Origin of the sequence: Simplicispira sp. 125 (assembly GCF_003096555.1) — a bacterium.
GTDB lineage: Bacteria > Pseudomonadota > Gammaproteobacteria > Burkholderiales > Burkholderiaceae_C > Simplicispira.
Map to the genome: position 1 here is coordinate 2,390,612 of NZ_QEKM01000001.1, position 14,334 is coordinate 2,404,945.

Annotated in this window: 12 protein-coding genes; 11 read left to right on the plus strand and 1 reads right to left on the minus strand. The window is 66.0% G+C overall.

What is annotated here, in order from left to right; translation table 11 throughout:
• The first annotated feature begins 67 nt into the window (after positions 1-67).
• The 5 genes from C8D04_RS11235 to C8D04_RS11255 are packed head-to-tail and all read left to right on the plus strand — an operon-like array spanning position 68 to position 6,612.
• Complete coding sequence (locus C8D04_RS11235; protein ID WP_116004927.1) at positions 68-1,210, plus strand: flagellar basal body P-ring protein FlgI; 1,143 nt, start codon at positions 68-70, stop codon at positions 1,208-1,210.
• A gap of 53 nt (positions 1,211-1,263) precedes the next feature.
• On the plus strand, positions 1,264-2,154 hold the full coding sequence (gene flgJ / locus C8D04_RS11240) for a flagellar assembly peptidoglycan hydrolase FlgJ (RefSeq protein WP_116004928.1): 891 nt from the start codon (positions 1,264-1,266) through the stop codon (positions 2,152-2,154).
• Between the two features lie 16 nt (positions 2,155-2,170).
• Complete coding sequence (gene flgK / locus C8D04_RS11245; RefSeq protein WP_116004929.1) at positions 2,171-4,123, plus strand: flagellar hook-associated protein FlgK; 1,953 nt, start codon at positions 2,171-2,173, stop codon at positions 4,121-4,123.
• Positions 4,124-4,144: 21 nt separating this feature from the next.
• Positions 4,145-5,368, plus strand: a complete 1,224-nt coding sequence (flgL, locus tag C8D04_RS11250) for a flagellar hook-associated protein FlgL (RefSeq protein ID WP_116004930.1) — start codon at positions 4,145-4,147, stop codon at positions 5,366-5,368.
• A 2-nt stretch (positions 5,369-5,370) separates the two neighbouring features.
• Positions 5,371-6,612 (plus strand): HDOD domain-containing protein, encoded by a 1,242-nt coding sequence (locus tag C8D04_RS11255; protein ID WP_116004931.1) that lies wholly within the window; start codon positions 5,371-5,373, stop codon positions 6,610-6,612.
• Between the two features lie 159 nt (positions 6,613-6,771).
• Here C8D04_RS11255 and C8D04_RS11260 read toward each other — a convergent pair whose 3' ends face one another.
• On the minus strand, positions 6,772-8,235 hold the full coding sequence (locus tag C8D04_RS11260; protein WP_116004932.1) for a PLP-dependent aminotransferase family protein: 1,464 nt from the start codon (positions 8,233-8,235) through the stop codon (positions 6,772-6,774).
• 136 nt (positions 8,236-8,371) lie between these two features.
• Here C8D04_RS11260 and C8D04_RS11265 point away from each other — a divergent pair, with 136 nt between their 5' ends.
• The 6 genes from C8D04_RS11265 (at position 8,372) to C8D04_RS11290 (ending at position 14,308) form a co-directional block, all read left to right on the plus strand.
• Positions 8,372-8,971 (plus strand): LysE family transporter, encoded by a 600-nt coding sequence (locus C8D04_RS11265; protein WP_116004933.1) that lies wholly within the window; start codon positions 8,372-8,374, stop codon positions 8,969-8,971.
• Complete coding sequence (locus C8D04_RS11270; protein WP_116004934.1) at positions 8,968-9,909, plus strand: DMT family transporter; 942 nt, start codon at positions 8,968-8,970, stop codon at positions 9,907-9,909. Before C8D04_RS11265 ends, C8D04_RS11270 begins: the two co-directional genes overlap by 4 nt.
• Before the next feature lie 291 nt (positions 9,910-10,200).
• A complete protein-coding gene (locus C8D04_RS11275; RefSeq protein WP_116004935.1) occupies positions 10,201-11,388 on the plus strand; it encodes a PLP-dependent aminotransferase family protein in 1,188 nt (395 codons plus the stop codon).
• A 27-nt stretch (positions 11,389-11,415) separates the two neighbouring features.
• Positions 11,416-12,282, plus strand: a complete 867-nt coding sequence (locus C8D04_RS11280; RefSeq protein ID WP_116004936.1) for a PhzF family phenazine biosynthesis protein — start codon at positions 11,416-11,418, stop codon at positions 12,280-12,282.
• A gap of 148 nt (positions 12,283-12,430) precedes the next feature.
• The gene (locus C8D04_RS11285; RefSeq protein ID WP_116004937.1) at positions 12,431-13,279 is read left to right on the plus strand and encodes a PhzF family phenazine biosynthesis protein; all 849 of its coding nucleotides are present in this window, start codon (positions 12,431-12,433) and stop codon (positions 13,277-13,279) included.
• A gap of 69 nt (positions 13,280-13,348) precedes the next feature.
• A complete protein-coding gene (locus C8D04_RS11290) occupies positions 13,349-14,308 on the plus strand; it encodes a threonine dehydratase (protein WP_116004938.1) in 960 nt (319 codons plus the stop codon).
• Positions 14,309-14,334 lie beyond the last annotated feature (26 nt).

Here is a 14,334-nt window from a genome sequence, read left to right on the forward strand (position 1 = left end):
GCAATAGACCGGTGAACCGGCTTCTTTTTGGGTTTTAGTTCTGGCGGCAGAGAACCACAATCGAGGCATGAAAGCCCCGTCCTGCTCCTTTTTGCCGCGCCCTTTGCGCCTGCTGCGCGTCTTGCTGGCCACGGCAGTACTGTGCGGCATGGTGCCGGCCCACGCGCTGCGCATCAAGGAAGTGGCCGCTGTTCAAGGCGTGCGAAGCAACCAGCTGACGGGTTACGGTCTGGTGGTCGGCCTGGACGGCACGGGCGACCAAACGACCCAAATGCCCTACACCACGCAGGCCATGCAGAACTACCTGCAAAACATCGGTATCAGCCTGCCTCCCAGCGCCGCCGGGCAACTGCAGTTGAAGAACGTGGCAGCGGTGATCGTCACGGCCCAGTTGCCGGCATTCGCCCAACCCGGCCAGCTGATTGACGTCAACGTTTCCTCCATGGGTAATTCCAAATCCCTCAAGGGCGGCATGCTCATGACCACCCCGCTGCGCGGCGCCGATGGCGAAATCTACGCACTGGCCCAAGGCAATCTCGCGGTCAGTGGCGCAGGCGCATCGTCGGGCGGCAGCAAGGTGCAGATCAACCACCTGAGCGCAGGCCGCATTCCGCAGGGCGCGCAGGTTGAACGCTCGGTGCCGACGCCACTACACGAGGGCGATTCGATCACCCTGGGCCTGAACGCCTCCGACTTCCAAACGGCGCAGCACGTGGCCCAGGCCATCAACACCCGCATGGGTGCGGGGCGTGCCACCGCCATCGATGGCCGCACGGTGCAGGTGCAGGCGCCATCCGCACCCGGGGAGCGGGTCGGCTTCATTGCCCAGATCGAAGAACTACCGCTGGAGGCCATGGTGCCGGCCGCCAAGGTGGTCATCAATGCGCGCACCGGATCGGTCGTGCTGAACCAGGCCGTCACGCTGGGGCCCTGCGCCGTGGCGCATGGCAACCTGTCGATCATCATCAGCTCGCGGCCCGTGATCAGCCAGCCCAACCCGTTATCGCAAGGGCAAACGGTGGTTGCGCAACAAAGCGACATCCAGATCAACCAGGAACCCGGCAACGTCATCCAGGTTCCTCCGTCAGCCCAATTGACCGATGTGGTGCGCGCGCTCAATGCGCTGGGTGCCACGCCCGGCGACCTGCTCGCCATCCTGCAAGCCATCAAGGCCGCTGGCGCGCTCAACGCAGAGCTGGAGGTCATCTGATGCATGCACAGCCCCCTGTGCCTGCAGAAGCACCGCCCAAGGAGTGCTAAGTCATGGCCCTTTCCCTTCCTTCCTCCAACAGCCTCAACACCTCCAATGCGCTTGCGGCAGACGTACGGTCACTCGACCGCCTGAAGTTTTCCGCAGGCGATAGTCCGCAAGCCACGCGCGAGGCGGCCAAACAGTTCGAATCGCTTTTCATGCGCGAGATGATCAAGAGCATGCGCGAGGCCACCATGAAGTCAGGCTTGCTCGACAGCGCCCAGGGCGATCTGAGCACCGACCTGCTGGACCAGCAGCTTTCTGTGCAGATGTCTGGCCAGCCGGGTGGCCTGTCCGAGGCCATTGCACGCCAGCTCTCGATGCTGATGGGCGGCGGTGCGTTGCAATCCTCGCCCCCTTCCACGCTCAGCCTCGCTGCCCCCAGCCTGCGCACCCCGGCCGCCGCCCCTGCAGCGCCCGCCAGTGGGCCAGCCCCCAAGGGTCGCGACGATTTTGTGCAGCACCTGGGTGCCACGGCCGAGCGCGTTGCCCAGGACAGCGGCATTCCGGCCAGCTTCATGCTCGGCCAGGCCGGGCACGAAACCGGCTGGGGCAAAAGCGAGATCAAAAATGCCGATGGTTCCAGCTCATTCAACCTGTTCGGCATCAAGGCGGGCAAGGGCTGGACCGGCAAGGTGGCCGAAGTGACGACCACCGAATACATCGATGGCACTCCCCGCAAAGTGGTCGCTAAATTTCGCGCCTACGACTCGTATGAGGATTCGTTCCGGGACTACGCCAAGCTGATCAACAACAACCCGCGCTACGAAAAAGCCCGGGCCCAGACCGATTCGGCCACCGCCTATGCCATGGAACTGCAGAAGGCCGGCTACGCCACCGACCCCGCCTACGCCCGCAAACTGAGCGGCGCCATCCAGAGCGCGCTGCGCGCCATGGCATGACCCCGGGAGAAACACCATGAGCCTGCTCAACGTCGGATCCCGGGCCTTGTTGGCCAACCAAACTGCGCTGCAAACCGCAGGCCACAACATCGCCAATGTCAGCACGCCTGGCTACTCGCGCCAGACCGTAGTGCTGCAGACCGTGCAAGGCCAGTTCACGGGCGGGGGCTACATCGGCCAGGGCGTCGATGTGCAAACCATTTTGCGCAACCACAGCGAACTGCTCACCCGCCAGGCCACTGCGGCATCCGCCGTGGATGCCGGAGACACCGCCCGCATGGATCGACTGCGCCAGTTGCAGGATGTCTTCAGTGGCGGGGCCACTGGCCTCGGCGCATCCATCAACGACATGATGAACGCGCTCTCCAACGTGGTGAACAGTCCTACCGACCTCACCGCACGCAGCGTAGCCCTCACGCGCATGGATGAAATGGCCGCACGCATGCGCGATGCATCGCAGCGCCTGGACGAAATCAGCTACACCGTGGCCGAGCAGCTCAAGGGCAGCATGGTCACCGTCAATAGCCTGGCCAAAAGTATTGCAGGCATCAACGAACAAATTGCCCGCGCCAAGGGCAGCGGCCAGCCCCCCAATGACCTGCTCGACCAGCGGGACCAATTGATCCGCGAGCTCAACCAGCACATTCAGACCTCCCAGGTTGAGGCCGACGATGGCAGCATCAGCATTTTTGTGGCCGGCAGCCAGCCGTTGGTGCTCGGCAACCAGGCGGCCACGCTGTCGATCGACGACCCCGCCGACTTTGGTGCCGGCAGCGGAAAAAAAGTTTTGAATTTTCGCGCCCCAGGCTCCAGCACCAAGGTGGAGCTGAACGAAAGCATGCTCGGCGGCGGCGAGGTCGCGGGGTTGCTGCGCTTTCAAAACAACGACCTGGCCGAGGGCCGCAACCTGCTGGGACGCATGGCGGTTGCCATCAGCGAATCCATGAACACACAAAACCGCCTGGGCCTGACCTTGGACGGTACCCCCGGCGAAAATTTGTTCGCACCGATCAGCCTGAGCGACGCCGCACGCAGCAGCTTCAACACCTCGGCCGCCACCATGGGGCTGACGGTGACGGACCCTGCGTTGCTACAGGCTTCCAACTACACCATCAACTTCTCGGCGGCTGACGCTGGCTCCATCACGCGCAGCTCGGACGGCAAAGTCTTCAGTTTCAACGCTTCTGGGGCGCCTCCGGTCACGTTGGCAGATGTCTTTTCTGCACAGGGGCTGGGCGTCACGCTCTCCGGTGTACCCAACGCCGGTGACAGGTTCATGATCACATCACTGCAAGGAGGCGCGGCGCTGCTCCAAGCATTGCAGTATTCACCGGTCGATCTGGCAGCCGCCAACCCGATCAATGCCGCCATGGGCCCCACCAACTCGGGCACCCTGCAGATGGTCAACCTCAAGGCGCTGACCAATCCGCCGGGCACCACAGCCCCGGTGACCATCACCTTCACAGGGGCCAACACCTACACCCGCTCGGACACTGGTCCCACCAGCTATACCTATGTCTCGGGTCAGCCCATTACCTACGACAACGCCACGCCGCCCACGGGCTGGTCACTCACTGTCAATGGCGCACCCAAAGCGGGCGACACCATCACCGTGGACAACGCCCTGAATCCTGCCTATGGCGATTGGTACAAGCGTGATGCGGGCAATGCCAGCGCACTGATGGGTTTGCGCGATGTGCCGATGTTCGACGGCGCCACGCTGTCCGACGGTTTTGCCAGCGCCATGGCACAGATTGGCACACGCACACAAAGTGCGCAATTCGCAGCAGCGCTGTCTTCCTCCATCGCTGCCAACCTGGAGCGCGACCGCACGGCCATCTCTGGCGTCAACCTCGACGAGGAGGCCGCGCGCCTGATCCAGTACCAGCAGGCCTATCAGGCCTCGGCCAAAATGATCCAGATCGCGCAAAATATCTTCGACACCCTGATACAGGGCCTGGGCCGCTAAGGCGGTTGAAAGGAGTTCGCCATGAGCAACAATCTCTATCGGCTGGGCACGGCAAACCAGTACGACATGGCACTGCGCAACATCGGCCAGCGCCAGACGTCCTTGTCCAACCTGCAGGAAAACCTGACCTCTGGCAAGCGCGTGGTGCGTGCCAGCGACGACCCGGTGGCGGCAGCGCAGGCCGAGCGCGCACAAACCCGCATCAGCCGCAACACCACCGATTTGCGCGCCCTGGACATGCAGCGCAATACCATGGCCCTGGCGGAATCCACCCTGGGCGAAGCCGGTGATGCCATGCAGGCATTCCGGGCACTGGTGGTCAGCGCGGGCAATGGAACGCATACCCAGACCGAACGCGACGCCATCGCTCAACAGCTTGTGAGCCTGCGCGACCAGATTCTGGGCTACGCCAACCGCAACGATGCCAACGGCCTTCCGCTGTTCCAGGCCCTGGGCAGCGCGCAGACGCCCTTCAACGGAACCACTCCCGCATTCAACTTCGCCGGTCTGCCGGGACAAAATGCCAGTAGCAACACCCAGATTGCCAAAGTGCTCGACGGAGAAGCCGCCTGGATGAGCGTCCCCACCGGCAATGGTGTTTTCCAGGTCGCGCTGAATGCCGGCAACACTGGCAAGGCGTGGGCCGAGGTGGGGCAGGTCACCAACCCGTCTGCGCTGACGGGACAGGATTACAGCATCACGTTCTCGGTGGTGGGTGGCGTGACAACCTACGACGTTGTGAACACCACGACCGCGACGCCCGTGCTCTCGGGCCAACCCTACACCTCGCCATCGACCATCGCCTTCGATGGCATGTCGCTGAAAATGACCGGCGTACCGAACAATGGCGATAGTTTTGACATCAGCCCCAGCGAGCAAAGCAATGTGTTCCAGGTTTTGGAGAACGTCATCGGCACCATCCGCAACGGCGGCAACCTGGATGGCAGTACCGACTTTGGCGGCCTGACCCACGGCATCACCCGGGGCCTGACGGAGATCGATTCCGCCATGAACCGGCTGCAGGCATCGCGCGGCTTGGCGGGCGACCTGCTCAACCGGGCCGACCGCATCGAAGGGGATCTGGACACGCGCGCCGTGCAGCTCGAAGCCGACCGTTCTCGGGCCGAGGACCTGGATATGATCAAGGGTCTCTCCGACTTCCAGAACCAGCAGGTGGGCTACGAAGCCGCCCTCAAGTCCTACTCCATGGTTCAGAAGTTATCGCTGTTCAATTTCATTTCTTGACCATGGTTCAATCCGTCCTGGGTAGTCTGATTCTTGGCTATCGCCCGCTCTGGGGACGGGAGCGGGCCCTGGTGGGCATCCAGTTGTTTGTGCGCAGCGAAGGCACGGCCCAGGTCGACACCGCCCACCTGCTGCACTCCTTGCAGGAAATGTGGAGCGCCAGCTCCCCCCCGCTGCTCATAACCCCCCAGACGCGCCAGTTGCTGGGCGACATGCTGGAGCATGCCCCGCGCAACGCCCCCTGGATCAGCGTACCTGGCCCCTGGCTGGCCGAGTCCGCCATTCATGCCGGCGTGCAAGCGGCGCACCGGCGTGGCCTGCGCATGGTGTGGCGGGGTGAGCTGGGCAGCCTGCCCGAGCCTGACATCGCCCGCTGTTTTGACAACAGCCTGCTCAGCCTGCGCCCCGAGGATGCCGTGGCCGCGCTGCAGGCCGCACCACCGCCCCCCCGCCCGGGCATGCCGCCCGCGGTGCCACAAGGCTCCAGCCCGGTGATTGGCGGCCAGATGTACGAAAACGTCGCCAGCCGCGCACTGATGGAGCATTGCCTGGACGAGCGCAAAGCCATGGCACTGGCGGGCTGGCCCACGGAAGATGTGCTCTACAGCCTGCGCCACCAGCAGATGCAGCCAGCGCACGCGATCATCCTCAAACTGCTCAAGGCCATCGAGGCCGAGCAGTCGCTGGAGGTCTTCGAAGACATCCTGAACGAAGACCCGCTGCTGGCCTACCGCTTCATGGTCTATACCAACTCGGCCTCGCTGGGCCTGCGCACCGGCATCGATTCGCTGCGCCGTGGGCTGGTGATGATGGGCTACAGCTCGATCAAGCGCTGGCTTTCGGATCAACTTCCGCACGCCAACACCGAAGCCAGCCTGCGCCCGGTGCGCGAGGCCAGCGTGCTGCGTGCACGGCTCACCGAGCACCTGCTCCAATCGGGCGTGCAAAACGACCTGCGCCGCGAGGTGTATCTGTGCGGCCTTTTCTCGCAACTCGATGAGCTGATGCGCGAACCTCTGGGCACAATCCTGCACCGCATTCCGCTGTCCGAGCGCATCTACGACGCCATCGTGATGCACACCGGCCCCTACGCCGCCAGCCTGGAGATGGCCTGTGCCCTCGAAACCGAGGATGCCAGCGCCATTCGCCAGCTGTGCGAAACCCACGAGATGGACCTCGAAGAGGTCAACCGTGCCCTGCTGCGCGTGCTCTCCAGCCTGGAAGTCATCCGCCCCGGCCACTGAACCCAGGCAGCCGACCTACCATGCGACAGAAGTCTCTGACACTGGCGCTGCCCACAACCAGCAACCACTGCGCCAGGGCCGCCAATCCCTCGATGCACAGGGGGCGCTGGTGGCGTCTCCCTTGCGCATCGCGCAGCGATGAACAAGAGGAAGGATGAATCACTTCAACTGCGCGCGCACGCGCTCAAACACCCGCCAGAAGACCGCCTCCTGCGTCGTGGTGAAGTTGATGCGCATCAGCGTGCCCGGCTGGCGGCTGGCATGGAACAGCGAGCCGGGCGCAAGCAGGTAGCCCTCGTCCAGCATGCGCTGCGCCAACGCATCGGTGTCCACCCCGGTATCCACCCAGCCAAACAGGCCCGCAGGCTCGGTCACGAAGCGGCAGCCCGCGTCCAGCGCCAGTTGCACGCTGCGCGCGCGGGCCTGGGCAAGCCGCAGGCGCATGCGTTCGGCATGGCGGCGCAGTTGCCCTTGCTCGATGCACAGCGCCAGCGCTTTTTCCAGGATGGACGGCGTGGTCAAGGTCGACAGCAGCTTGGTATCGAGCAGGCGCTCGGTCAGATCCGCCGGCGCCGCCAGGTAACCCACACGCCAGCTGGGCGCCAGGACCTTGGCGAAACCGCTGACATAGATGGTGCGGCGCAGACCGTCCAGCGCACTGAGACGGGTGGCATGGTCGGGCGCAATGTGGCTGTAGGTGTCGTCCTCGACGATGTGGAAGTTGTGCCGCTGTGCCAGTTGCAGCAACTGGTGCGCGCACCCTGGCGCCAGGCTGTAGCCCGTGGGGTTGTGCAGCACGCTCACGCTCACAAACAGCCGGGGCGCGTGCACCTCGCAGTAGCGCGCCATCACTTCCAGGTCGGGCCCTTCGGCCCGGCGCGGCACCGGCAGCACCCGCATGCCCAGGGCGGCAAGCCGTGCAAACTCCACCGACCAGCCCGGCTCTTCGACCATCACCGGGTCGCCCGCCTTGAGCAGCGTGCGGCTCACGATGTCCAGCGCATGCGTGGCGCCCACGGTGGTCATGATCTGGGCCGGGCGTGCCGGTACATTCAGGTCACTCAGGCGGCGTGCCAGCACCTGGCGCAAACCGGCGTCACCCAGGGGCTCGCCATAGCTGAAGGTGCCCTCCTGCAGCGCCCTGCCCGCCGTCACCTTGCGCACCGCTGCCAGCATGAAGCGTGCCTCTTCCAGCCAGACACCGGGAAACACCCCCGAGCCCGGCTGCGGCAGGTTGGCCCCTTGGTGGAACATGCCCCGGATCAGCGCCGTGGCGTTGATGTGCGCGCCCGAGGGCAAGGCCCCCGTTGCCTCGCGCAGCAGTTGCCCTTTATTTGCTACATTTTCAATAGCTGTTTGCGCTTTATCAATGGGCGTTGCAGGCACATTTTGTACTAAATCACGCACATAGAAGCCCCGCTGGCGCCGTGCCTCGACCAGCCCTTGCGCCAGCAATTGGTCGTAGGCCGCAACCACGGTGTAGGGGCTTACGCCCTGCTGGCGCGCACAATCGCGCACCGACGGCAGGCGTGCCCCGGCGGGCAACAGGCGCGAACGGATGCGCTCGGCAAAGCGGTCGGCCAGTTGTTCGGTCAGAGTGCGGTGGGCAGTGCGGGTCAGCATGGGAAGAATCAGTGCAGCTGTGCCGATGCGAACACCAGCACAGTTTGCTTGTTTGTCAAAAAATCTGTACTGGCACTGTAATGGTAATTTCTCTACAGTGGGCTGCATCGCACGGCTCTTTTCCTCTCCTTTCTCCATGCCCTTTGCCGAATTCACCGCCCTGCTGGTTCTGGCCACAGCCATGAGCTTCACGCCCGGCCCCAACACCACACTCTCGACCGCGCTGGCGGCCAACCGGGGGCTTCCCCAGGCCATGCGCTTTGTCTGCGCCGTACCCGTGGGCTGGTCGGCGTTGCTGCTGCTCTGCGCCGGGGGGCTGGGCGCCATGGTGGTGGCAGTGCCGCTGCTGCGCCTGGCCATCAAGGGCCTGGGCATTGGATACCTGCTGTGGCTGGCTTGGAAACTGGCGCAAAGCGCCCGCCTGACCGAAGCCAGCACGGCGCAGTTGAGCGTGGGCTTCTGGCAGGGCACGGCACTGCAGTTCGTCAACATCAAGGCCTGGCTGCTGGCCCTGACCATCGTGGCTGGGTGGATCGCCGGGCGCGAAGACGCTTTGCCGCGCCTGGCCATCGTGCTGCCGGTGATGGTGTTTTTTGCCTTCACCAGCAACCTCACCTATGCCGCTACCGGCGCTCTGCTGCGCCAGTGGCTGGCGCAGGGAAATCGCCTGCTGTGGTTCAACCGCTGCATGGCCTTGGTGCTGGTGCTCACCGCCGCCTGGATGACCACCGCATGAGCATCCGCCCATCCGCCACACCACACGCAACCACGTCGGCCCGCCATACCGCCGAAACCCGGGGCCTGGCACTGGGCCTCTTGGGCGTGGTAATTTTTGCCCTGACGCTGCCCATGACACGGCTGGCCGTGGGCACGCCCGAGGCGCCCTTGATGTCGGGCCTGTTCATCGCCATGGGCCGCGCGGCCGTGGCAGGGGCGCTCTCGGCCATGCTGCTGTGGGCGCAGCGTGCGCCCTGGCCCCAGCGCGCAGACTGGTGGCCCCTGGTACTGACGGCGCTGGGTGTGGTGTTTGGCTTTCCGCTGCTGACCTCCATTGCCATGCGCCATGTAGGCGCCGTGCATGCCAGTGTGATCGTGGGCGTTCTGCCCCTGGCTACGGCGGCCGTGGGGGCGTTGCTGCACCGCCAGCGCCCGTCGCCCGCCTTCTGGGCCTGCGCGCTGCTGGGCACGGCACTGGTGGTGGCGTTTGCGCTGCTGCGTTCGGGCAGCGCGGGCCTGGCGCTGCACCCGGCCGATCTGCTCTTGCTGGGCGCCATGCTGTGTGCGGCGGTGGGCTATGGCTATGGCGCACGCCTGTCGCACCACATGCGCGCCGACGCCGTGATCTGCTGGGCCTTGGTGCTGTCGCTGCCGGTCACGGTGCCACTGGCGGCGCTGTCCTGGCCACAGGTGGCGGTGCCGGTTGTGGCCTGGGCTGCGTTTGGCTATGTGTCCGTGTTTTCAATGTGGCTGGGGTTTTTTGCCTGGTACAGGGGTCTGGCGTTGGGCGGCACGGTGCGCGTCAGCCAGGTACAACTGGTGCAGCCGTTTCTGGGCATGCTGTTTGCCGTGCCCTTGTTGGGCGAGCGGCTCGACGCCGTCAGCCTGGGCTTTGGCTTGGCGGTCATGGTCACCGTTTTGGCAGGTCGGCGCATGCCGGTGCGTGGAAGAGGATGAACACCCCCTTGTGGCGCCTTCGGCGCCTTCCCCCCTCTCTGCTTCGCTTCGCTCGCGGAGGGGGGACGCTCCCAGCGCGGCGGGGCGGCCCTTGCGCGGGAGCCCTGGCCTGGGCCGCGTCGGTTGCATGTCTCGCGCAAAGAGCCCACAGCATGAACAGATTGAAAGCGGCCCTGCGGTTAAGCTATTGGTCCGGCGCCCGACCCCGGGTCGCCGCAAGGCCGCACAATGGCTTTATTGACTGAAAACGCTGCGCCCCACCCACAGGCGCACACAATGGAGATGACTGGAATGACGAACTGGACCCTGGCCTCACGCGCCGCAAAGATGAACCCCTCGGTGATCCGCGAGATCCTCAAGGTGACCGAGAAGCCCGGCATCATCAGCCTGGCTGGCGGCCTGCCCTCGCCCAAGACCTTTCCGGTCGATGCCTTTGCCAAGGCCTGCGAAGTGGTGCTGGGCCACGACGGCGCTGCCGCCCTGCAGTACGCCGCCAGCGAAGGCTACGCCCCCCTGCGCGAGGCGATTGCCGACCTTCTGCCCTGGAACGTGGATCCCGCCCAGGTGCTCATCACCACGGGCTCGCAGCAGGCGCTGGACCTGATCGCCAAGGTGCTGATCGACACCGACAGCCGCATACTGGTGGAAACCCCCACCTACCTGGGCGCGCTGCAGGCCTTCGCCCCCATGGAGCCCCAAGTGGTGGCCGTGGCCAGTGACAACGAAGGCGTGCTCATCGACGACCTGGACGCCAAAGTGGGCAGCGGTGCCGACAAGGCCCGCTTCCTGTACGTGCTGCCCAACTTCCAGAACCCCACGGGCCGCACCATGAGCGAGTCGCGCCGCGCCGCCCTGGTAGAAAAAGCCGCGCAACTGGGCCTGCCGCTGGTCGAGGACAACCCCTACGGTGACCTGTGGTTCGACAACCCGCCGCCCGCACCCCTGACCGCGCGCAACCCCGAGGGCTGCATCTACATGGGGAGCTTCTCCAAGGTGCTGGCACCGGGCCTGCGCCTGGGTTACGTCGTGGCGCCCAAGGCCGTGTTCCCCAAGCTGCTGCAGGCCAAGCAGGCCGCCGACCTGCACACCCCCGGCTTCAACCAGCGCCTGGTGGCCGAGGTCATGAAGGGCGGCTTCCTGGACCGCCATGTGCCCACCATCCGTGCGCTGTACAAGCACCAGCGCGACGCCATGCTCGAAGCGCTGCAGCGCGAGATGGCCGGCCTGCAGGTGGAGTGGAACAGCCCCGAGGGCGGCATGTTTTTGTGGCTGCGCCTGCCCGAAGGAATGAACGCCATCGAGCTGCTGCCCCTGGCGGTGGAGCGCAACGTGGCCTTCGTGCCCGGCGCGGCGTTCTACGCCTCGGACGCCGACCCGCGCACGCTGCGCCTGTCGTTCGTGACCGCCAGCAGCACACAGATCAACACCGGCATTACCGCCCTGGCCGCAGCCATCCGGGCCTACCCGCGCAGTACCTGAATTCTCCGCACACGACCAGGAGCCCCCATGAACAAGCGCTCTTACAAGCAGATCGACGTGTTCAGCCATCGCCCTGGCGACGGCAACCCCCTGGCCGTGATCATGGACGGCAACGGTCTTCCCGAGCGGACCATGCAGCGGTTTGCCGCCTGGACCAACCTGTCGGAAACCACCTTTCTGCTGCCGCCCACCGACGAAGGCCGCGCAGCGGGTGCCGACTACCGGGTGCGCATCTTCACCCCCGGCGGCGAGCTGCCCTTTGCCGGCCACCCCACGCTGGGCACATGCCATGCCTGGCTGCAGGCAGGCCACCAGCCGCACGACCCCGACACCATCGTGCAGGAGTCGGCCCGGGGGCTGGTGCGTATCCGGCGCCAGGGCGAAACCCTGGCTTTTGCCGCACCGCCCATGCAGCGCAGCGCACCCAACCCCGCCATGCTGGCGCTGGTGACGGGTGCGCTGGGTCTGCGCTCCGGGCAAATCCAGGCCGCGCAGATGCTGGACAATGGCCCGCGCTGGCTGGGCCTGCTGCTCGACAGCGCCGACACTGTGCTGGGCATGCAGCCCGACCACGCCCGCCTGAAAGACTTGGGCCAGGACGTGGGCGTAGTGCATGTCGCCCCCACCGCCAGCGACACCCGCCAGCCCGGCGTGGTGGTGCGTGCTTTTGCCGCCCCCATGGGCAACCCGGAAGACCCGGTCACCGGCAGCCTCAACGCCAGCCTGGCGCAGTGGCTGATTCCCGAGGGTCTGGCGCCCCGCCAGTACGTGGTGGCCCAGGGCGAATGCCTGGGCCGCGCCGGGCGTGTGCGCATTACGCAAGACGCCGACGGCCAGGTCTGGGTGGGCGGCAACTCCATCACCTGCATCGAGGGCGAAGTCCTTTTCCCCTGAGCACCCGGCGCCACAGGCGCCGCCGCAACGCCTGGCAACAGGCGGCCGCACGACGGCAAGCCCCCGGCGTGCCTCACGCTCACGGCACACCCCATCGTCTGGCCCTCTCCGAAAACACCGCTCATCCACACACCAAGGCCCATCCACCATGCACCAGCGCCCCTTCCAGCAAGTCGATGTGTTCACCGCCACGCCCTGCCTGGGCAACCCGCTGGCCGTGGTGCTCGATGGCGAAGGCCTCTCCACCGAGGCCATGCAGCAGTTCACGCACTGGACCAACCTCTCCGAGGCCACCTTCGTGCTGCCGCCCACGCCCGAGGGCCGCGCCGCCGGGGCCGACTACCGCGTGCGCATCTTCTGTCCGGGGCGCGAGCTACCCTTCGCCGGCCACCCCACGCTGGGCAGCTGCCATGCCTGGCTTGCCGCGGGCGGCCAGCCGCGCGCGCCGGGCCGCATCGTGCAGGAATGCGGCGTGGGCCTGGTGCCGCTGCGCCAGGACGGCGAGCGCCTGGCCTTTGCCGCGCCGCCCCTGATCCAGAGCGGCCCGCTCGCCGAAGACGACGTGCAGCGCATCGCACGCGGCCTGGGCGTGGCGCGCACCGACATCCTGCACCACGCCTGGTGCGACAACGGCCCGAACTGGCGCGGCGTGATGCTGCGCTCGGCCGAGCAGGTGCTGGGGCTGAAGCCCGACGCCGCCGTGCTGGCCGGCCTGGACGTGGGCGTGGTGGGCGCGAGCGACGCCGAGGGTATTGCCTTTGAGGTGCGCGCCTTCTTCCCCGGCAGCAACGGCCTGGCCGAGGACCCGGTCACCGGCAGCCTGAACGCCGCGCTGGCGCAGTGGCTCATCGGCGCGGGCCTGGCGCCCACGCGCTACGTGGCCAGCCAGGGCACAGCGCTGGGGCGCTCCGGACGCGTGCATGTGGAGCAGGACGGCAGCGAAATCTGGGTGGGCGGCCACAGCATCACCTGCATCAGCGGCACAGTGCGGTTTTAAATACAAGCAAAATACGCCTCCAGCGCTTGTGCAGCAAGCGCTGGTAGCTCTCAAAAAAGGAGTGAAACAATGCCTCTGCCCACCCTGCAAGACATCGAAGCCGCCGCCGAGGTGGTCTACCGCGACTTCGCGCCCACACCGCAGTACCGCTGGGCACTGCTGAGCGAACGCCTGGGCACCGACTGCTGGCTCAAGCACGAAAACCACACGCCCGTGGGCGCCTTCAAGATCCGGGGCGGCCTGACCTATTTCGACCAACTGGCCCAGCGCGGCGCGCTGCCGCGTGAAGTGATCAGCGCCACGCGCGGCAACCACGGGCAAAGCATGGGATGGGCCGCGCGACGCCATGGCGTGGCCTGCACCATCGTCGTGCCACGCGGCAACTCGGTCGAAAAGAATGCGGCCATGCGCGCACTGGGCGTCACGCTGATCGAGCACGGCGAAGACTTCCAGGAAGCCCGTGAGCACGCTATGCGGATCGCCGCAGAGCGCGGCGCGCACATGGTGCCCAGCTTCCACACTGACCTGCTGCGCGGCGTTGCGACCTACTGGTGGGAGTTTCTGCGCGCCGTGCCGCAGCTCGACGTGGTGTATGTGCCCATTGGCCAGGGCTCGGGCGCCTGCTCGGCCATCGCCGCCAAACTGGCGCTGGGCCACAGCGCCCGCGTGGTAGGCGTAGTCAGCAGCCATGCCACCACCTATGCCGACTCACTGGCCGCAGGCCGCGTGGTCGAGGCGCCCGTCACCACCGAGCTGGCCGACGGCATGGCCTGCCGTGTGGCCGACCCCGAAGCCCTGACCGTGATGGCCCCGCACATCGATCACATCGTAAAGGTCAGCGACGCTGAAGTGGCTACCGCGATGCGCGCCCTGTTTGCGGACACCCACAACGTAGCCGAAGGTGCGGGTGCCGCGTCACTGGCCGCCGCGCTGCAGGAGCGCACGCAAATCCAAGGGAAAGTGGTGGGGCTGGCTCTGACGGGAGGGAACGTGGACGCCCCGGTATTCAGCAAAGTCCTGTCCGCATGAGCGGCAACAGGTAATTCCATTTCTAA